General features: G+C 76.2%; 16 protein-coding genes. 12 read left to right on the top strand and 4 right to left on the bottom strand.

Annotation, left to right across the window (positions count from 1 at the left end):
* Positions 1-45: 45 nt before the first annotated feature.
* Both ABZ261_RS00740 and ABZ261_RS00735 read right to left on the bottom strand, forming a co-directional pair.
* The gene (locus ABZ261_RS00740; RefSeq protein WP_356854392.1) at positions 46-810 is read right to left on the bottom strand and encodes a hypothetical protein; all 765 of its coding nucleotides are present in this window, start codon (positions 808-810) and stop codon (positions 46-48) included.
* Positions 811-978: 168 nt separating this feature from the next.
* Positions 979-2,652, bottom strand: a complete 1,674-nt coding sequence (locus ABZ261_RS00735) for a PucR family transcriptional regulator ligand-binding domain-containing protein (RefSeq protein WP_356854391.1) — start codon at positions 2,650-2,652, stop codon at positions 979-981.
* Between the two features lie 343 nt (positions 2,653-2,995).
* Here ABZ261_RS00735 and ABZ261_RS00730 point away from each other — a divergent pair, with 343 nt between their 5' ends.
* From ABZ261_RS00730 to ABZ261_RS00710, 5 genes are all read left to right on the top strand, one after another.
* On the top strand, positions 2,996-3,889 hold the full coding sequence (locus ABZ261_RS00730) for an FAD binding domain-containing protein (protein WP_356854390.1): 894 nt from the start codon (positions 2,996-2,998) through the stop codon (positions 3,887-3,889).
* Positions 3,889-4,470, top strand: coding sequence for a (2Fe-2S)-binding protein (locus ABZ261_RS00725; protein WP_356854389.1), 582 nt, complete (start codon positions 3,889-3,891; stop codon positions 4,468-4,470). Before ABZ261_RS00730 ends, ABZ261_RS00725 begins: the two co-directional genes overlap by 1 nt.
* Positions 4,467-6,890 carry a molybdopterin cofactor-binding domain-containing protein gene (locus ABZ261_RS00720; protein ID WP_356854388.1) on the top strand — a complete coding sequence of 808 codons (2,424 nt, stop codon included), beginning with the start codon at positions 4,467-4,469 and terminating at the stop codon, positions 6,888-6,890. The genes ABZ261_RS00725 and ABZ261_RS00720 overlap by 4 nt, the downstream gene beginning before the upstream one ends.
* A gap of 190 nt (positions 6,891-7,080) precedes the next feature.
* Positions 7,081-8,232 (top strand): XdhC/CoxI family protein, encoded by a 1,152-nt coding sequence (locus ABZ261_RS00715; protein ID WP_356854387.1) that lies wholly within the window; start codon positions 7,081-7,083, stop codon positions 8,230-8,232.
* Between the two features lie 74 nt (positions 8,233-8,306).
* Positions 8,307-8,948 (top strand): LysE family translocator, encoded by a 642-nt coding sequence (locus ABZ261_RS00710; RefSeq protein WP_356854386.1) that lies wholly within the window; start codon positions 8,307-8,309, stop codon positions 8,946-8,948.
* A gap of 10 nt (positions 8,949-8,958) precedes the next feature.
* On the opposite strand, the gene ABZ261_RS00705 is transcribed toward ABZ261_RS00710, so the two are convergent.
* Positions 8,959-9,399, bottom strand: a complete 441-nt coding sequence (locus tag ABZ261_RS00705) for an SRPBCC family protein (protein ID WP_356854385.1) — start codon at positions 9,397-9,399, stop codon at positions 8,959-8,961.
* Positions 9,400-9,626: 227 nt separating this feature from the next.
* On the opposite strand from ABZ261_RS00705, the gene ABZ261_RS00700 reads away from it, so the two are divergent.
* Positions 9,627-9,947: a hypothetical protein gene (locus ABZ261_RS00700; RefSeq protein WP_356854384.1), complete on the top strand. Its 321-nt coding sequence runs from the start codon at positions 9,627-9,629 to the stop codon at positions 9,945-9,947.
* Positions 9,948-10,188: 241 nt separating this feature from the next.
* A complete protein-coding gene (locus ABZ261_RS00695; protein WP_356854383.1) occupies positions 10,189-10,452 on the top strand; it encodes a hypothetical protein in 264 nt (87 codons plus the stop codon).
* A gap of 12 nt (positions 10,453-10,464) precedes the next feature.
* Here the strand turns inward: ABZ261_RS00695 and ABZ261_RS00690 are convergent, their stop codons facing one another.
* Positions 10,465-11,283, bottom strand: a complete 819-nt coding sequence (locus ABZ261_RS00690; RefSeq protein ID WP_356854382.1) for a polysaccharide deacetylase family protein — start codon at positions 11,281-11,283, stop codon at positions 10,465-10,467.
* 315 nt (positions 11,284-11,598) lie between these two features.
* Here ABZ261_RS00690 and ABZ261_RS00685 point away from each other — a divergent pair, with 315 nt between their 5' ends.
* From ABZ261_RS00685 to ABZ261_RS00665, 5 genes are read left to right on the top strand one after another with little or no spacing between them, the layout of a single operon-like run.
* Positions 11,599-13,287, top strand: a complete 1,689-nt coding sequence (locus tag ABZ261_RS00685; protein ID WP_356854381.1) for a serine protease — start codon at positions 11,599-11,601, stop codon at positions 13,285-13,287.
* Positions 13,284-15,533 carry a tetratricopeptide repeat protein gene (locus tag ABZ261_RS00680; protein ID WP_356854380.1) on the top strand — a complete coding sequence of 750 codons (2,250 nt, stop codon included), beginning with the start codon at positions 13,284-13,286 and terminating at the stop codon, positions 15,531-15,533. The genes ABZ261_RS00685 and ABZ261_RS00680 overlap by 4 nt, the downstream gene beginning before the upstream one ends.
* A 27-nt stretch (positions 15,534-15,560) precedes the next feature.
* On the top strand, positions 15,561-17,225 hold the full coding sequence (locus tag ABZ261_RS00675; RefSeq protein ID WP_356854379.1) for a VWA domain-containing protein: 1,665 nt from the start codon (positions 15,561-15,563) through the stop codon (positions 17,223-17,225).
* Positions 17,222-18,289 carry a hypothetical protein gene (locus ABZ261_RS00670; RefSeq protein WP_356854378.1) on the top strand — a complete coding sequence of 356 codons (1,068 nt, stop codon included), beginning with the start codon at positions 17,222-17,224 and terminating at the stop codon, positions 18,287-18,289. Before ABZ261_RS00675 ends, ABZ261_RS00670 begins: the two co-directional genes overlap by 4 nt.
* Positions 18,286-19,608: an ABC transporter substrate-binding protein gene (locus tag ABZ261_RS00665; RefSeq protein ID WP_356854377.1), complete on the top strand. Its 1,323-nt coding sequence runs from the start codon at positions 18,286-18,288 to the stop codon at positions 19,606-19,608. The genes ABZ261_RS00670 and ABZ261_RS00665 overlap by 4 nt, the downstream gene beginning before the upstream one ends.
* Positions 19,609-19,678 lie beyond the last annotated feature (70 nt).

Here is a 19,678-nt window from a genome sequence, read left to right as displayed (position 1 = left end):
GGGGTGCGCCGCGGCCGGTGGCGCAGTTCCCCGCGCCCCTGGGGGCTAGGCCGTCGCCGTTCCCGGGGCCGGCGGGGTGAGCTGGTGGGCCAGCCAGGTCGGCACGCCGCCCAGGAGGCGGAACAGCCGGCGGGCCTCCTCCCGCAGACGGGACGCCTCCGGTTCCTCCTCCGTCTCCGCCAGGGAGGCCAGCGCGGGCGCCGTGCCGACCAGGTAGCCCAACTCCTCCCTGAGCCGCAGCGATTCCGCGAAGCCGTGCCGCGCCTCGGCCAGCTCGCCGTCGCGCAGGGCGAGTCCGGCCAGGTGGCGCCAGGTGAAGGACAGCAGCAGCGGGTCCGCGTGGGCGGTGGCGCCCGCGTGGGCCCTGCGGTACGCGGCGCGGGCCGCCTGCGGCGACCGGGTCAGGTTCTCGGCGAGCAGGCCCCGGCGGAAGTCAAGCAGCGCCCTCCCGGCAGCCCCCGGAGGGATCAGCGCCGCCGCCCGCCCGAGCGCCGCCCGCGCCTCGTCCACCCGGTCCCGGACGCCGTGCAGGGTGGCCGCGTACGCCAGTTGGCCCCGTTCGCAGGCGGCCGCGCCGCGCTCCTCGTCGGTCTGCGCGAGCGCCTCCGCCGTGCGCAGCGCGTCCTCCGCCTCCTCCCAGCCCCGCTCGGTGTACAGGCACCGTTCGACCAGGAGCGTGGCCCGCTGCAACGCCGGGGCGGGGCGGTCGGCCGGCAGCAGTGCCGCCGCGTCGGCCCAGCAGGCCCGGCTGCGCAACCGCCATACCGCGGTCTGGAGCGGATCGTCACCGGTGGTTCCGTTACCAGACATGGCGGTATGCGCCACGTTGCCCTCCCCGAGCACGCCATCGAGCTGTTGAGTGGTGGCGGCATTCCAGCACCGATCGCGGGGCCGGGCCAAGAGGGCGGGTGAAAGATTTCACAAAGTCGTGGAGCGCGCACGGGGCCGAGTCCGGCCCCCGCGCGCCCCCCCGCGGCCTCAGCCCATGCGCAGCGCGAGGAAGAAGTCGAGCTTGTCCTCCAGACGGGACAGGTCCCGCCCGGTCAACTGCTCGATCCGGCCCACCCGGTAGCGCAGCGTGTTGACGTGGAGGTGCAGCCGGGTGGCGCAGCGGGTCCAGGAGCCGTCGCAGTCGAGGAACGCCTCCAGGGTCTCGATCAGCTCCGCCCGGTGCCGGCGGTCGTACTCCTTCAGCGGGTCCAGCAGCCGGGCGGTGAACGCGCGGCGGACGTCGTCCGGGACGAAGGGCAGCAGCAGCACGTGCGAGGCCAGCTCGTGGTGGCCGGCCGCGCAGACCCGGCCGGGCCGCGCCGCCGCCACCCGGCGGGCGTGCCGGGCCTCCTCCAGGGCGCCGCGCAGGCCCTCCGCCGAGTGCACGGCCGCGCTGACGCCGAGGGTGAGCCGCCCGTCGCCGTCCAGGCCGGCCGACAGCGGCTCCCGCACCGTCCGCAGGAGCGAGTCGGCGAGCAGGCCGGTCTCGGAGCCGTCGTGCTCGGCGGAGACCGCGGGCAGCGGCACCAGGGCGACCGCCTCGTCGCCGGTGTGTGCGACGGCGATGCGGTCGGAGGGCTCCGGGCCGGTCGCCAGGGGGTCGACCAGGATCTCCTCCAGCAGGGACTGGGCGACCGGGCCGCCCTCCACCTCGCCGCCGTCCCACTCCACTCGGGCCACCACGACCTGCCAGTGCGGGGCCGCCCCGAGCCCGGGCAGCAGCACCGGCGCGGCCACGCGCAGGCGGGCGGCGATCTCGGCGGGCGCGGCGCCGGTCTGGACGAGTTCCAGCACCTCCTGGGCGAGCCGGCGGCGGACCGTGCGGGCCGCGTCGCGGCGGTCCCGTTCGACGGCGATCAGCTGGGTGACGCCGTGGAGCAGGTCGAGCCGTTCCTCCGGCCAGTCGCCGGCGTCCGCCTGCACGGCCAGCAGCCAGTCCGACAGGACCGTCTCGCGCACGTCCCGGGAGGCCCGCGGGGAGCGGCCGGAGGAGCGGACCGGGAACAGCGAGTAGACGGTGCCGTCCAGCGTGACGCGGTGCGGGCCGCGGCGGCCGGTGCGGGTGGCGGCCAGGTGCTCCGCGGCGAGCCGGGTGCAGTCGCCGGCGGACGGCGCCGGTCCCGCCGCCCTGGGGCCGGCGATCATCCGGCCGGTGGGGGAGAGCACCCAGGCCCGCAGGTCGAGGTCGGAGCCGAGCAGGTCCAGGACCACGTCCGGGCCGCCGCCCGCCGGACCCGAGGTCATCATCCGGCGGTGCCGGTCCACCACCGCGGCCAGGTCCCCGGCGCGCTCGCCGGAGACCTGCCGGACGACGTGCTCGGTGATCGTCGCGAACGCCACCGACTCGTGCACCGCGAACAGCGGCAGCCGGTGCCGGGCACAGGCCAGCACCAGGTCCTCGGGCACATCGCTCAGCTCCGCCTCGCCGGCCGCGAGCGCCGCCACCCCGGCCTGCACCAGGATGCGGACGAAGGGCTCGGAGTCGGCGGCGTCCCGGCGCCAGGCCAGGCCGGTCAGCACCAGCTCGCCGCCCGACAGGTAGCGGCTCGGGTCGCGCAGGTCGGTGGTCATGACCCCGCGCACCGCGCGGTCCAGCTCGTCCTCGCCGTAGAGCAGCCGCAGGCCCAGCGCATCGGTGTTCAGCAGTGCGCGCAGCCGCATCTCGTCGCCGCCGTTCTGTGTCTCGAAACCTACGATGGATCGTGGAGGTGACGGGGGAGCGCCCGGCGCGGGTGCGCCCCTCGGGGGCGTGTGCCGCGGGACTCCCGCCGTTTCTCGCGTTTCTCCGAGAGCGGAGAGGCTGCCGAGGACCTCCGTTCATATGAATCTACAAGATGTCTGTTGTGGCCAGCCAACCCGTCCACGCCTTCGGTGACTGACCCCGCTGGAGCAGCGGCGGTGTACGGAGTCCGCTTCGCGTCAACAGGACAGGGAACGAGTCCCGCCCGCCGCCCGCGGCCCGGCCGGATCCGTTCGGCCCATCAGACGAGAAGAGAGCCGGCCCATGGACTTCCTTCGCCCCGCCAGCTGGGAGGAGGCGCTCGCCGCGAAGGCCGAGCACCCCGCCGCCGTGCCGATCGCGGGCGGCACCGACGTGATGGTCGAGATCAACTTCGGCCGCCGGCGGCCCGAGCGGCTCCTGGACCTCACCCGCATCAGCGACCTGCGCGAATGGGAGGCCGGCGAGGACGCCGTACGGCTGGGAGCCTGCGTCCCGTACACCAGGATCCTGGAGGACCTCGGCGCCCGGCTGCCGGGCCTGGCGCTCGCCTCCCGCATGGTCGCCTCCCCGCAGATCCGCAACCGCGGCGGCGTCGGCGGCAACCTCGGCACCGCCTCGCCCGCCGGCGACGCCCACCCCGCCCTCCTCGCCGCCGGCGCCGAGGTGGAGGTGGAGTCGGCGGCCCGCGGCACCCGGCTCATCCCCGTCGACGCGTTCTACACGGGCGTCAAGCGCAACGCGCTCCGGCCCGACGAGCTGATCCGCGCCGTGCACGTCGCGACGGCGGACGGCCCGCAGCAGTACGCGAAGGCGGGCACCCGCAACGCCATGGTCATCGCCGTGTGCGCCTTCGGGCTGGCCCTGCACCCGCGGACCCGCACCGTGCGCACCGGCATCGGCTCGGCCGCCCCCACCCCGGTGCGGGCGAAGGCCGCCGAGGACTTCCTGAACGCGGCCCTGGAGGAGGGCGGCCACTGGGACAACGGAAAGGCGGTCGCCCCGTCGGTCGCCCAGCGGTTCGCGGAGCTGTGCTCCGGCGCCTGCGACCCGATCGACGACGTCCGGGGCACCGCGGCCTACCGCCGCCACGCGGTCGGCGTCATGGCCCGCCGGACGCTCGCCTGGACCTGGGAGTCCTACCGCGGCGCCCGCCGCGCGCCGAAGGGAGCCGCGTGATGCGCGTCCGCCTCACCGTCAACGGACGCCCGCAGGAGGCCGACGACGTCTGGGAGGGCGAGTCCCTGCTGTACGTCCTGCGCGAACGCCTCGGCCTGCCCGGGTCCAAGAACGCCTGCGAGCAGGGCGAGTGCGGCTCCTGCACGGTCCGCCTGGACGGCGTCCCGGTCTGCTCCTGCCTGGTCGCGGCCGGCCAGGCCGAGGGCCGGGAGGTCGTGACCGTCGAAGGTCTGGCGGAGTACGCCGGGCGGCGCTCCCGAGGCGGCTCCGGTGCGGCCGGCGCCCCGCCGGACGGGGCCGGGGACCTGCCGGCCGGGCACGCCGACTCGCACGCCGGCGAGGGCGGCGAGCTGTCGCCGGTCCAGCAGGCCTTCCTCGACGCCGGCGCCGTCCAGTGCGGGTTCTGCACCCCGGGTCTGCTCGTCGCCTCCGACGATCTGCTGGAGCGGAACCCGAACCCGACGGACGCCGACATCCGCGAGGCGCTGTCCGGGAACCTGTGCCGCTGCACCGGCTACGAGACGATCATGAACGCGGTGCGGCTGGCGGCCGCCCGCCGGAACGAGGGGGCCCGGTCATGACGTCACCCGAGCCCTCCCCCGCCCTCCGGCGGGAAGGCGCCCCCCTGGGCGCACCGACCAGGATCACCCAGGGCGCCCGGACCAGAGGCGGCGTCGGCGAGTCCGCGCACCGCCCGGACGGCACCCTGAAGGTCACCGGCGAGTTCGCCTACGCGTCCGACCTGTGGCACGAGGACATGCTCTGGGGCCAGATCCTGCGCTCCACCGTCGCCCACGCCGAGATCCTGTCCGTCGACACCTCCAAGGCGCTGGCCACGCCGGGTGTGCACGCCGTCCTGACGTACGACGACCTGCCCGCCGGGGTGAGGCACTACGGCCTGGAGATCAGGGACACCCCGGTCCTCGCGCACGGCAAGGTGCGCCACCACGGCGAGCCGGTCGCGATCGTCGCCGCCGACCACCCGGAGACGGCCCGCCGCGCCGCCGCCCGGATCGAGGTCGGCTACCGCGAGCTCCCCGTGATCACCGACGAGCGGTCGGCACTCGCCCCGGACGCGGTCCTCGTCCACGGCGACCGCGACGACGACCGCCTCCGCCACGTCCCGCACCCCAACATCGTGCACCGCCAGCCGATCGTCCGCGGCGACGTGGAGCAGGCCCGCGGGCGGGCGGACGTGATCGTGACGGGCGAGTACGCCTTCGGCATGCAGGACCAGGCCTTCCTCGGGCCCGAGTCCGGCCTCGCCGTCCCCGAGGAGGACGGCGGCGTCCATCTCTACATCGCCACCCAGTGGCTCCACTCCGACCTGCGCCAGATCGCTCCCGTCCTCGGCCTGCCCGAGGACAAGGTGCGCATGACGCTGGCCGGCGTCGGCGGCGCGTTCGGCGGGCGCGAGGACCTGTCCATGCAGATCCACGCCTGCCTCCTCGCCCTGCGCACCGGCAGACCCGTCAAGATGGTCTACAACCGGTTCGAGTCCTTCTTCGGGCACGTCCACCGCCACCCGGCGAAGCTGTCCTACGAGCACGGCGCCACCCGGGACGGCAGGCTCACGCACGTGAAGTGCCGGATCGTCCTGGACGGCGGCGCCTACGCCTCCACCTCCCCGGCGGTCGTCGGCAACGCCTCCTCGCTGGGCGTCGGGCCGTACGCCGTGGACGCCGTCGACATCGAGGCCCTCGCCCTCTACACCAACAACCCGCCCTGCGGCGCCATGCGCGGCTTCGGCGCGGTCCAGGCGTGCTTCGCCTACGAGGCGCAGATGGACAGGCTGGCCAAGGCGCTGGGCCTGGATCCGGTGGAGTTCCGGCAGCTCAACGCGATGGAACAGGGCACGCTCATGCCGACCGGGCAGCCGGTCGACTCGCCCGCTCCGGTCGCCGAACTGCTGCGCCGCGTCAAGGCGCTGCCGATGCCGCCCGAGCGCCAGTGGGAGTCCAGCGAGGGCGTCGACGTGCGGCAGCTGCCCGGCGGGCTGTCCAACACCACGCACGGCGAAGGAGTCGTCCGGGGCGTGGGCTACGCGGTCGGCATCAAGAACGTCGGCTACTCCGAGGGCTTCGACGACTACTCCACCGCCCGGGTGCGCATGGAGGTCGTGGGCGGCGAGCCGGTGGCCACCGTGCACACCGCGATGGCGGAGGTCGGCCAGGGCGGCGTCACCGTCCAGGCGCAGATCGCCCGCACCGAGCTGGGCGTCGCCCAGGTGACGATCCACCCCGCCGACACCCGGGTGGGCAGCGCCGGTTCCACCTCGGCCTCGCGGCAGACGTACGTCACCGGAGGCGCCGTCAGACACGCCTGCGAGCGCGTCCGGGAGCAGGTCGTCGAGCTCGGCCGCCGCAGGTTCGGCTCCCGCCACCCGGCGTGGGCGTCCGCCGGGCTGCGCCTGGAGGGCGGCAAGGTCGTCACCGGCGCCGGCGAGGTGCTGGCCGACCTGGCCGACGTCCTCGGCGACGAGGCCGTGGAGGTGGAGCAGGAGTGGCGGCACCGGCCGACCGAGCCGTTCGACCCCCGCACCGGCCAGGGCAACGGGCACGTCCAGTACTCGTTCGCCGCCCACCGCGCGGTGGTCGAGGTCGACACCGGACTGGGCCTGGTGAAGGTGGTCGAACTGGCCTGCGCCCAGGACGTCGGCAAGGCGCTCAACCCGCTCGCCGTCGTCGGCCAGATCCAGGGCGGCACGGTCCAGGGCCTGGGCATGGCCCTGATGGAGGAGATCGTCGTCGACCCCCGCACGGCGAAGGTCGTCAACCCCTCCTTCACGGACTACCTGATCCCCACCATCCTCGACACGCCGGCCATCCCGGTGGAGGTGCTCGAACTCGCCGACGACCACGCCCCGTACGGGCTGCGCGGCGCCGGCGAGGCCCCCACCCTGTCGTCCACCCCGGCCGTCCTCGCGGCGATCCGCGACGCGACCGGACTGGAGCTCGCCCGCACCCCGGTGCGGCCCGAGCATCTGACGGGCACCGCGTGAGACCCCACGGCCCCCCCGGCGGCGCACGGGGCGGCGCACGGGGCGCCGCACGGGGCGCCGCACCCTCCCGGCGGGTTTGGCCCGCGGCTTCCCGGTCTACTTCGCCTTCGTCCCCGCGGGGGCCGGCCGGGCGCGCAGGAACCGGTCCCGCCGCCGCCCGCACACCCGAACCCGTCGAGGAGAGCGAGAGATGCTGGACATCGCCGAGGAGCTGAACCGGTGGGTCGAGCAGGGGCGTGACTTCGCCGTCGCCACCGTCGTCGCCGTCGGGGGCAGCGCCCCGCGCCGGCCCGGCGCCGCCCTCGCGGTGGACACGGGCGGCACGGCCGTCGGCTCGGTCTCCGGCGGATGCGTGGAGGGCGCCGTGTACGACCTGTGCCGGCAGGCGCTCCAGGACGGGCAGACCGTCCTGGAGCGCTTCGGCCACAGCGACGAGGACGCCTTCGCCGTCGGCCTGACCTGCGGCGGCGTCATCGACGTCCTCGTCGCGCCGGTCCGCGCGGACGATCCCGCCCGGCCGGTGGTCGCGGCCGCGCTGGCCGCCGCCGCCCGGGGGGAGCCGGCGGCGGTGGCCCGGATCGCGAAGGGACCGGCGCCGCTGCGGGGCCGGGCCCTGCTGGTCCGCCCGGACGGGTCGTCCGACGGCTCCTTCGGCGTCCGTCCCGAGCTGGACCGCACGGTCGCCGCCGAGGCCGGCGCCTTCCTGGACGCGGGCCGCACCGGGACCGTGCGGATCGGGGAGCGGGGCTCGCGCTGCGGCTCCCCGCTGACGGTCCTGGTGGAGTCCTCGGTCCCCGCCCCCCGCATGATCGTGTTCGGGGCGGTCGACTTCGCGTCGGCGCTCGTGCGCGTCGGCAAGTTCCTGGGCTACCACGTGACGGTGTGCGACGCCCGCCCGGTGTTCGCGACGCGGGCCCGCTTCCCGGAGGCCGACGAGGTCGTCGTGGAGTGGCCCCACCGGTACCTCGAGCGCACCGGGGTGGACGGCCGCACCGTGCTGTGCGTCCTCACCCACGACGCCAAGTTCGACGTGCCGCTGCTGCGGCTGGCGCTGCGGCTGCCGGTCGCCTACGTCGGCGCGATGGGCTCCCGCCGCACCCACCTGGACCGCCTCGGACGGCTCCGCGAGGTCGGCGTCACCGAACCGGAACTGGCCCGGCTGCGCTCCCCGATCGGCCTCGACCTGGGCGCGCGGACCCCGGAGGAGACGGCCCTGTCCATCGCGGCGGAGATCGTCGCCGGCCGGCGCGGCGGCAGCGGGGCGCCGCTGACGGGTGCGCACACGCCCATCCACCACGACACGGCCGGGCGGCCGGCCGGGCCGATCGGATCGGTGGCCTGAGCCCACCGCCCGGACAGGGGCCGGCGGGCGGAAAGGGGTTGCGGGCCGTCGCCGCCCCTGTGTTCCATGGCGGCATGGCGTCCCCCGACCGGCTCGCGGCCTTCGCCGCACTGTCGCTCCTGCTGATCCTGGTGCCGGGTCCCAGCGTCCTGTTCGTGATCGGACGGGCCCTGGCCCACGGCCGCCGTGCCGCGCTGACCACCGTCGTCGGCAACACGCTCGGCGCGTACGTCCTGGTCGCGGCCGTCGCGTTCGGCATCGGACCGGTCGTCGAGCGCTCGGTCCTCCTCTTCACCGCGCTCAAGCTCGCGGGCGCCGCCTACCTGGTGCACCTCGGTGTCAGGGCGTGGCGGGGGCGCGGTGCGCTGCGGACCGCGATCGCGGAGCCCGGGCGGCCCGCGCACGGCGGCCTGCGCACCTTCTGGCAGGGGTTCGCGGTCGGCGTGGCCAACCCCAAGACGATGGTGTTCTTCGCCGCCGTCCTGCCCCAGTTCGTGGACCGGGGCCAGGGACGCGTACCGGTGCAGATGCTGCTGCTGGGACTGGTGTTCAACGCCATCGCGGTGGTCTGCGACAGCGCCTGGGGACTGGCCGCCTCGGCCGCCCGGGACTGGTTCGCGCGCTCGCCCCGGCGCCTCGCCGCGGTCGGCGGAGCCGGCGGGCTCACCATGATCGGCGTGGGCGTGACGGTCGCGGTGACCGGCCGCACGGACTGAAACGGCGGGTTCAGGGCCGCCGCAGCAGCCGGTTCGCCGCCCGGCCGAACACCCGGCGGGACGCCGCCCCCAGGACGCCGTCGAAGGCGCGCGGCAGGAAACGCACCCGCAGGTCTTCCCGCCACACCACCCGGCTGCGGCCCCCCGGCCCCGGCCGGACCTCGATCTCCGCCCAGCCGAGGATCACCCGGCCGCGCTTCTCCAGCCGGCACAGCCCGCCCTCGCCGTCGGCGGGCGGGCGCCACACCGTCACCTCCATCTCGTCGTCGAGGCACAGCGGCCCGACGCCCGAGCGGGCCACGAAACGGGTGCCCTCGCGGGTCGGCGCGGGCGTGAGCAGCCTGATCCGGGTCAGTGGCACCGCGTCGGCGTGGCGGGGCCACTCGGTGAGCCGGCGCCACACCTCCGCGGGCGGGAGCGGCACGGTGCGTTCGAAAGAGAAGAGGGGCACGGCACGATCGTAGGGAACCGCCGCCGCCCACCTGCGGGTTCGCCCACGGCTCACCTGTCCGGCCCAACGGATCGCGGCCGCGCCCCGGTGCCGCGACGCCGCTGCCGGCCGCGGTGCGGCGCCTCCGGCACGCCGTCGGGTGCGGCCGACCGCGCGGAAGCCGGCGTTCCGTCCGTGCGTCCGGGTATGCCGCCTTCTGGACGGGCCGGACCGAGCGGGGGAGCGCCATGCCGGTGGAAGCGATCAGCGTCGTCGTGCCGGCCGTCACGGCCGCCGTGCTCGTCGGGGCCGCCCTCCGCAGCGGCCGCGCGGTGCGCGGGGTGCGCGCCGCCGTCGTCTCGCCGCGGGCGCCGGAGCCCCTGGCCCACCTGTACGAGGTCGCTCGCCTGCGGGGCGGCGCCGCGCGGCTCTTCGAGGTGGCGGCGGTGCGCATGCGGGACACCGGCCGGCTCGGGATGTCCGGGAGGCACGACGGGATACGCGTGTGTCCGGCCGGCTGCCGGGCGCAGGACGACGTCGAGGCCGCGTTCGTCGACGCGGCCGCGTGAACTGCGCGGCCGGCCGTACGCGTCCTTCGGCCTGCCGAGGGCGGCGCGGGACGACGAGCGGGTCGACCGCATCACCGCACGGCTGGTCCGCGACGGCCTGGGGAACGAACCCGCACGGGCGGGAGCCGTCCGCAAGGCCTGTGAGGCCTTCCTGGCGGCGCTCGGGCTCGCGTGGGCGCCCACCGCGGCGGCCGCCGTCGCCGCCCGCGTCGCCGGCTCCTACGGGATCGTGCTCTGCCACGTGCCCCTGCTTGCGGCGCGCACCTGCTGTGGTGGCGGCACAGCCGTCACCGCCCAGGGCCGTCCCCGCTGGGCCGTCGCGCTGGCGAAGAAGGGCAGGTGGGCGCCCGACCCCCACCCCGGCCCCGGCACGGGTGACCCCGCTGTCCTCGGGCCGGTGGCCCTGCACGGCAGGGAGGCGCTGCCGCCGGGGCACGCACTGGCCCCTGCGCCCGGGCCGGAGTACGTCATGGACGACCCGCCCGGGCTCGGCGGCGGACTGTGACCGCCGGCGGGCTCAGGGCCGGTACACCTCGCCCGCCTCCGCCCTGCCGGGCGCCAGGAGCTGAGGGACCGTCACGAAGACGTAGCCGCGCGCCTTCAGCGCGTCGACGATGCCCGGCACGGCCGGGACGGTGCCCCGGTAGATGTCGTGCAGCAGGATGATCCCGTCGCGGGACGCCTGCGCGAGGACGCGTTCGGTGATCAGCGCCGGGTCGTCGGTGGTGTAGTCCTTGGCGGTCACGCTCCACAGCACCTCCGCCAGGCCCAGTTCCTTGCAGATGGCGTGCACCTTCGCGTCCGTGCGGCCCTGCGGGGGCCGCATGAGCGTCGGCCTGCGCCCGGTGAGCCGTTCGATCGCGTCGTTGGGCCGCGTGAGTTCCTCGCGTATCCGCGCGTCCGGCAAGCGGGTGAGGATCTTGTGGTCCCAGGTGTGGCTCGCGACCTCGTGCCCCTCGGCCGCCATCCGCCGGACCAGCTCCGGGTACCTCTCGATGTGCCGCGCGCCGAGCAGGAAGAAGGTGGCCGGCACCTTCTTCTCCTTCAGGATGTCGAGCAGCCGCGCCGAGTTCTCGCTCGGCCCCGCGTCGAAGGTGAGCGCGATGCACCTGGCCCGGCGGCAGTCGACGGCGCCGAAGGCGGCCGGGGCCCCGTGCGCCGCTTCGGCGCGTGCGGCGCTCGGGGCGGTGGTGCCGGACCGGGCGCAGCCGGACAAGGTGAGCGCGAGGCAGGCCGCGGCAAGGGCGAGGGCGGGCGGACGGAACCCCCGGCGCCTCGCGCGCGTCTTCCCGGGCGCGTGGATCGGCGGCGGGACCGTTTCGGTCGACGGAGACATGACCGGACTATACGCACGGTGTATAGCGAACGACTGTGCGAATTTCGGCCATACGTTACCGAGTTGGTCCACCGCGCTCCAACGGACCCGCGCCGCCGTCCACCCCGCCGGCCGGCCCTTCCGCCGCCGCCCGCCGCGCGGACTCCGGGCAGCTCACCACGCCGGGGCGCGCGCGGCGCCGGGCGGCAGGAGGGGGCGCGGTACGGCGGCGAGCGCGGCCGCCGACGAGCGCCCGGGCGCCCGGCGGCCGCGGCTCCGCAACGACCTCGTGCACACCAGTGGTACCGGGTGCGTACGCGCAGTAACCTCGGGACCATGACGCGCACGGGGGAGCGAGTCGTCACTTCGCTGTTACGGACGCCGTCCTGGATCGCCCGCATCGAGGCGCCGGACGGGCGGGTCCTCGGCGCGGGCGTGCTGCTCGCCCCGGACCGGGTCCTCACCGCGGCCCACGTGGTCGGCCCGGGCGGCGACTACCGGGTCCGCCTCGTCGGCGTGCCCGGCCTCGCCGCCGTCGCCGCCGCCGTCCGCGCCGACGAGTACGTGCCCCAGCAGCAGGACGCCTTCGGGGACCGCAGCGGCGACCTCGCCCTGCTGCGCCTGTCCCCGCCGCTGCCCGCCGGGCACGCCACCCGGCTCTACCGGCTCGCCGCCCCGCACGGCCCCGTCAGCATGTACGGCTTCCCCGACGGCGACGACGGCGGCCGCTGGCACGGCGCCACCCTGGTCGCCGCCCGCGGCCGCGACAGCCAGGTGCAGCTGCGCCCGCTCAGCCCCGGCGAGCTCGCCGCCCCCGGCTTCAGCGGCGGCGGCGTCGTCGACCACGCCACCGACCAGGTCATCGGCATCGTCCTCAGCGTCGACGAGGGACCGGGCTGGGCCTTCAGCTACATGAGCCCCACCGAGACCATCCTCAGCCACCTGCCGCAGGTCGCCGCCTGGACCGACGGCGCCGAGGCCGTCGACCGGCGGCTGCGCAGCGGCGCCGGCGCCCCCGCCGGCCGGCTCGACGTCCCCTTCGCCACCGAACTCGCCGCCTGGTTCCGCGGCGAGGGCTGGCCGGTGCTCGTCACCGTCGTCCCGGCCCGCGGGGACCGCGCCTGGACCCTGCAGCGGGCCGTCACCCTCGCCGACCGGGAACTGCGCACCCACCGCAACACCAGCGCCGTCAGCCACGACCCGCCCGAGACCGTGCCGCCGGCCGGCGGCCACGATCTCGCCCTGGACGTCGAGGGGATGACGGCGGCCGAGGTCATGGACCGGATCGCCGAACGTCTCGGTATCCGCGACGACCCCCGTCCCGAACGGCTCGGCGCGCTGCGCGTCCCGCTCGCCGCCGTCCTCGTCGCCGTGGACCGGGCGGCCGAACCCGAGGCGCTGCTCGGCCTGCTGGACCGGCTCGCCCGGCAGGAGGCCCGGCTGCTGCTGGTGTTCCGGCGACCCGGCGAGCACGCCGGCCAGGCCGCCGAGAGCCTCGTGCACGGCCCGCTCCGCGCCCGCTGGAGACGCCTGCACGGCGAACTCGACCGCATCATCGGCGAACTGGGCCCCGCCCTCGACCTCCGGCGGGACCGGGTGCTGCCCGCGCCCGGCACCCGGCAGCTGCTGGACCGGGCCGAAGCCGGCGTACGGCGCACCCGCATGCTGCGCGCCTGGGTCGACCACACCCCGGACGAGGAGCGCGAACCGGGGCGCGCCGACCTGCTGTTCACGTTCGAGGCCGCCGTCGGCCGCCGCCGGCGGCGCCTGGAGCAGGCCCTCGAACTGCTCGACGCCCGGCTGCGCCGCCGCGAGGAACTCCTCGGCCGCATCGGCGCCGAGTGGCCGCTGTGCCGGCAGCGGGCCGCCGCCCACGGCGACCGGATCATGGAGGCGTACCGGCTCTACGAGCACGCCCTGTCGCTGCTGCGGCAGACCCCCTGCGACATCGAGCGGGCCGAGGCGGCCGTCGAGCGGTTCGTCGGATTCTGCTCCGCCGCGCCCGGACAGGAGGGCGCGTCGTGACCCCGTGCGCCCGGCCCGGCTGCGCGGGCCGCATCATGGCCACCGGCTACTGCGACACCTGCGGCCACCGGCACGCCGAGCAGCGCACCGCACCGCCGGACCCGCCCCCGGTCGCCGAGGCGCAGGAGCCGCCCGCACCGGCGACCGTGCACGCCGTCGCCGGGGTCGGCGAACTCGACCAGCACGGACTCGTCGTCCTGCCCGAGGTGCCCGTCCCCGACGACGTGCTCGTGGCGGACCCCCGCCCGCCCACCGGAGGCCGCCGCTGCGGCGCCGGCGGCTGCACCATGACCATCGGGGTCGGCTACGGCGGCCAGCCCGCCCGCGCCACGGGCCGCTGCCCCCGCTGCGGCACGCCCTACTCCTTCCTGCCCCCGCTCGCCGAGGGCGACGTCGTCGCCGACCACTACCGGGTCCTCGGCTGCCTCGCCCACGGCGGCCTCGGCTGGATCCACCTGGCCGAGGACACCCGCGCCGAAGGCCACCGGGTCGTGCTCAAGAGCCAGATCAACGTGCACGACGCCCTCGCCCGCCGCACCGCCGTCGAGGAGCGCCGGTCCCTCACCGACCTGCACCACCCCGACATCGTCCGCATCGTCACCTACGCCGAGCACCGGGCCCCCGGCCGCCCGCCGACCGGCTACCTCGTCATGGACTACATCGGCGGACGCTCCCTGCAGCAGCTCTTCGACGCGCCCGACGTCGAGCGGATCTTCCACGGCCGCCCCCGCCTCGACCACGTCCTCACCTACGGCTGCAAGATCCTCGGCGCCCTGCAGTACATGCACGAACGCGGCCTGCTGTACTGCGACATGAAGCCCGCCAACGTCATCCACTTCGGCCGGGCCGTCAAGGTCATCGACCTCGGCGCCGTCCGAGCCATCGGCGACCGCACCTCCGCCTACGTCTACACCCCCGGCTTCGCCCCGCCCAAGGAGGAGATCGACCACCGCGGCTGGCACGTCGACAGCGACCTCTACACCGTCGGCATGACCCTCCAGGCCCTGGCCCGCGGCGCCGAACCCGCCCGCGGCCTCGCCCCCGACTCCTTCCGCCGGATCGTCGAGCGCGCCACCCACGCCGAACCCCGCGCCCGGTTCCGCACGGCGGCCGAGATGTCCCGCCAGCTCTGGGAGGTCCTGCGCGAGTACCGGTCCCTGCAGTTCGGCGAGCAGCTGCCGGAGAGCTCCACCCGGTTCCACGCCACCGGCGCCAGCCTCGACGCGGGACTCGGCGTCATCCCGTCCCTCGCCCACTGGACCGCCCGGGCCGGCGAGCGGCCCGCCGGTCTGGACGTCTCCCCGCCCTCCGCGGCGGAGGCCGCCGGGGCCCTCCCCGAGCCGGTCCCCGATCCCGACGACGGCGCCGCGCTCCTCCTCGGCGCCTTCCCGTCCGACGCCCCCGACCGGGTCGCCCGGCAGTGGCCCCACGAGTCCCGCCTGGCCACGGCGGAGACCGCGCTGTGGCTGTGCCGCGCCTACCTCAGGAAGGGCGAGCGGCACGCCGCGGAGACCTGGCTCGCCGAGGCCGAGACCCAGCTCGGCGAACGCGCCGCCGCCCACGACTGGCGCATCGCCTGGCACCGCGGCGTCCTTCACCTCAGCAGGGGCGACGTGGACCGGGCCGGCGCATGCTTCGACGCCGTCTACCGGGCCCTGCCCGGCGAGTACGTGCCCAAACTGGCCCTCGGCCACTGCGCCGAGCACACCGGCGGCCGGCACACGGCCCGCGCCATGCGGTTCTACGAGGCCGTGTGGAGACGGGACTCCGCGCACACCGCCGCCGCCTTCGGCCTGGCCCGCGGCCACCTGGCCCGCGGCGACCGGGACGCCGCCGTCCGCGTCCTCGACGAGGTCCCCGCCACCTCCCGGCACCACGACGCCGCCCGCATCGCCGCCGTCCGCATCCGCGCGGGCGTCGTGCACGGCAGCCCGCCCACCCCGGCCGGCCTGCGCGACGCCGCCCGGCGGCTGCCGGACCTGCGCCTCGACGGCGGCGCCGCGGCCGGCGAGTCCCGCGCCCGGCTGGTCGCCGAGATCCGCGAGAACGCCCTGCACAGCCGGCCCCGCCAGGGCTGGGGGCCGGACTTCCCCACCGGGGAACTCCTCGGCCCCGGCGACGAGGACGGCCTGCGCACCCTGCTGGAGCAGTCCTTCCGGCACCTGGCCGGGCAGGCCCGCACCGCCCGGGAACACGGGCGGCTGCTCGACCTGGCCCACGCGGTCCGGCCGATGACCACCTTCTGATCGACGAGGTTCCGGGAAGAGGCAGCAATGGCCGTGGCCGAGGAGACCGAGGTGACGCTCGCGGTCGGTCAGCGAAAGGAGCTGCCCGCCGTGCCGGACACGGCCGGGCGGCCCCCCGGCCGGGAGATGCACGCCATCCTGGAGATCGGGGTGCGCAGCCGGGGCGGAGCGGGGCGCGCCGGTGAGCCGGTGCCCGGCACCGGGCCCGCGCTCGCCGAGGTGCTGATCGTCGACACCTCCCGCTCGATGCTCCACCCGGCCGCCAAACTGCACGCCGCGAAGGACGCCACCGCCGCGGCGGTCCGGATGCTGCCCGACGGCACCGCCTTCGCCGTGCTCGCCGGGCGGTTCGACGCCACCCTGGTCCACCCCGGGCCAGGCCGCCCGGTGCTCGCCGTCGCCGGGCCCGCCGAACGCGAGGCCGCCGAACGCGCCATCCGGATCCTGGACGCGGACGGCGGAACCGCCATCGGAGCCTGGCTCGATCTCGCCCGGTGGCTGCTCAAGGACCATCCCGCCCCCGTCAAGCACGTCCTGCTGCTCACCGACGGGCGCAACGAGCACGACCACCGGGCCGCCGTGTCCCTGGACACCGCGCTCGCCGCCTGCGAGGGACGCTTCGTCTGCGACGCCTGGGGCATCGGCGACGACTGGGACGCGGAACTGCTGCTGCGCATCACCCGGCGGCTGCACGGCCGGGCCGGGGCCGTCCGCGCCGCGTCCGAACTGACCGCGGCCTACGAGGAACTGGTGGCCGGACTGCTCGGCACGGCGGTGCCCGAGCTGCGCATCCGGCTCACCCCCACCCCCGGCACGGTGATCCGCCAGGTCACCCAGGTCGTGCCGAGCGAGCAGGAGCTGCTGCCCGTCACGGCCGGGTCCGGCGGGCGCGGCGTCGAGTACGTCACCCGTGCCTGGGGCGACGAGGTACGGCACTTCCAGGTCGTGCTGACCGCCGACCCGACCGGCCGCGAGAGGGGCGAGGACCTGCAGCTCGCCGCCGTGGAGATCGTCGTGCCCGAGTTCGGCCGGCCGGTGCGGCTGCCCGCGCCGCGGCCCATCCTGGTGCGCTGGACCGACAACCCGCTCGACGCCTCCCGGCAGCACCCCGGCGTCCGCCGGCACGAGCTGTACCAGCAGGTGAGCGCCGCCGTCGCCCGCGCCTACCAGGCCTGGCTGCGCGGCACCGACGACGGCGCCGCGGCCGACCGCGCCCTCACGCACGCCCTCGCCCTGGCCGGTGAGCTGGGCGACGCCCAGCTCCTCGCCGCGCTCCGCCACATCGAGGCCGCACCCGGCACCGGACGGGTGCGGCCCGGCCTGAAGGACGTCGACTGGCAGCACCTGATCCTCTCCAGCGCCCTGACGACCCCGCCGCGCCCGGCGGCAGGCACGGCAACGGGCACGGGGGCGGGCACGGGGGCGGAGCCGGCCGCAGCGGGGGAGGAGGCCCGGCGCGCCGGCGCGGAGGCGGAGCCGGCGGGGCCCGGGACGCCCGGTCCACCGGGGAAGGGCACCCCCGCCCCACCGGGGGAGGGGGTCTCCGCCCCGCCGTCCCGGCCGGCCGCTCCCGCCCCGCCCACCCGCCCCGACGGGCTCGTCGAGTGCCCCCACTGCAAGTGGCTCGGACCGGCCGACTCCGTGTACTGCGGCGGCGACTGCGGGCGGCAGCTGAGGGAGGCGTCCGCGTGAGCACCGGCGAGGCGACCACGGGCGGCCCCGGCCCGGACACCGGCACGCCCTTCCCCGTGTCCCGGCAGGCGGGGGAGACCGACCGCCGCGCGCCGGCCCGGGCGGCCGGCGACCTGCTCGCCCGGCTCCTCGGCGCCGGGCGGCGCCCGCCGGAGGGGACCAGCACCACCGCGCACGACCTCACGGTGCGCCACCGCCTGCTGCTCGCGCTGGCGGTGCTGCTCACCGTGTCGCTGTTCCTGTCGTACCAGGGCGTGCACGGCGACGCGAACCCGCTGCGCACCTCCAGCGCCCCGGCGGTACTCTCCCTGGACACCGCCGTGTACGCCCTCGGCCGGGCCCAGGAGGACGCCCGGGCGCCGGCGCCGACCAGCGACTTCCAGAAGCAGATCTCGGCCGCCGCGCAGAACCTGTCGGTCGCCGCCGCGGACGGCGTCGGCGGCCCGGCCGGCCGGCAGACCCTGCGGACGATCACCGGGCTGATCACCGTCTACGCCGTGAAGGTCCAGCAGGCGCAACTGCAGCCCCACGGCAGCGTGCTGCGCGAGGCCTACCTCAGCTACGCCACCAGCGTCCTGAACGACAAGGCGGCCGGGATACAGGTCCGCCTGACGGCCCTGCAACGGCAGCAGCGTGCCGCCGTGCACCGGCAGACCTCCTTCGGCCCGCTGCTGTGGCTCTCCTGGACCGCCACCCTGCTGCTGACCCTGGCCCTCGGCGCCGCGCTGGTGGAGACGCAGCTCTTCCTCCGCCGCCGCTTCCGGCGCCGCTACAACCGTCACCTGCTGGCGGCCGGAGCCCTCTCGCTGGCCCTGGTGGCCACCGCCGTGCTGTTCACGCTGTGGACGCAGCACGGAATGGCGGACACCCGCACCCTGCTCGACCGCCGGCTCACCGGTCGGCACATCCCCGACGCGGGGCGGCAGACCGCCTCGTACCTGCGGCACACCGGCTTCCGCGCGGCGGCGGCGGTGTGGATCCTGATCGGAGGCATCCTGCTCATGGCCCTCGCCGAGACGGGACTGCGGCGGCACCTCGACGACTACCGGTTCAGGCCCCGGTGAGCGCGCACCGGAGCGCTCCCGCGCCCGCCGCCGCCCCCGGGCCGCCGCCCCGCCCCACCCGCCGCCTGGTCCGCACCGTGACCGTGGTGGCGAGCTGCCTGGCCGTCCTGGCGGCGGCCGTCGTGGTGGGCGTACGCGTCCTCGGGCAGGAGCCGGCCGTCACCCTGCTGGCCAACTGGACCGGCCACGACGAACAGAACTTCCGGAAGGCGGTGATCGAACCGTTCGAACGCAAGTACCACATCCGGGTCGACTACCAGGGCAGCTCCGCGGAGAGCCAGGTCCTGGGCGCCGACGTGGAGGCCGGGACGCCGCCCGACGTGGTGGTGCTGACCGGTCCCGGCGAACTCGCCCAGTACGCACGGCAGGAGCAGCTCGCCCCCCTGGAGGACCTCATCACGCGCGACGACTTCGGCCCGTCCTGGGCCACTCCGCTCGCGGACGGGCACGTGTACTGGTTCCCGCTCAAGGCCGACGTGAAGAGCATCGTCTGGTACCCGGACGGTGTCGGTCCGCAGCAGCGCAGGAAGGCGGCGCACCGGCCGGCCGAGTGGTGTGTGGGCATGAACTCCGGCGCCACCAGCGGCTGGCCCGGCACCGACTGGATCGAGGACATCCTGCTGCAGCAGTCCGGCCCGCGGGTGTACGCGCGATGGGCGCGCGGCGATCTGCCCTGGCAGTCCAAGCAGGTGGAGCGGGCGTTCGACACCTGGCGCGGCCTGGTCGGCGGCGGAGGCGACCGGGACCTCGTCCGGCGGGCCCTGACGACCCCGTACCTGGAGGCGTCGGAACCGGTCACCGACAGCCCGCGGGGCTGCACGCTGGAGCACCAGGCGTCGTTCATCCGCACCCAGGAGTCCTGGAGACGCGTCCACGGCGACTACGAGCCCTCCGGCCGGCTGATCCCCGGGGCCACCGCCACCGGGGCGTGGGAGGTCTCCGGGGACCTGGTCGCCCTGCTGCACAGCACCCCGCAGGCGAAGCGGCTGATCCGTCACCTCGCCTCCGCAGGGGCCCAACGCGCCTGGAACGCCAGCGAGTCCGGCTTCTCCGTGCACGCCGACGCCCAGCCCGCCCCCGGCGCCGCCGGCTCCGCCTGGCACCGGTCCCTCGCCGCCACGCTCCTGGACGAGGAGGCGGTGCACTGCTTCGACGCCTCCGACGCGATGCCGCCCTCGGTGCGCGACGCGTTCGCCGAGGCGACCATCGAGTTCCTCGCCCACCCCGCCCACGTGAAGACCCTGCTGCGCTCCCTGGACACCCTCAGCGACACCCCGGGACTGACCTGGGTGCCGTCGGTGTGCGACGGCACACCGTGAACCGGCCGCGTGCCGCGCGGGGGAGACGCGGGCGAAGCGGTGGAGAGGGGGCGGGCGGTGGAGAGGGGGC

It is taken from the genome of Streptomyces sp. NPDC006193 (genome assembly GCF_040613915.1).
Taxonomy (GTDB): Bacteria; Actinomycetota; Actinomycetes; order Streptomycetales; family Streptomycetaceae; genus Streptomyces.
Note: the sequence above shows the minus strand (reverse complement) of the source record. Positions and strands in the feature narration are given on the sequence as shown.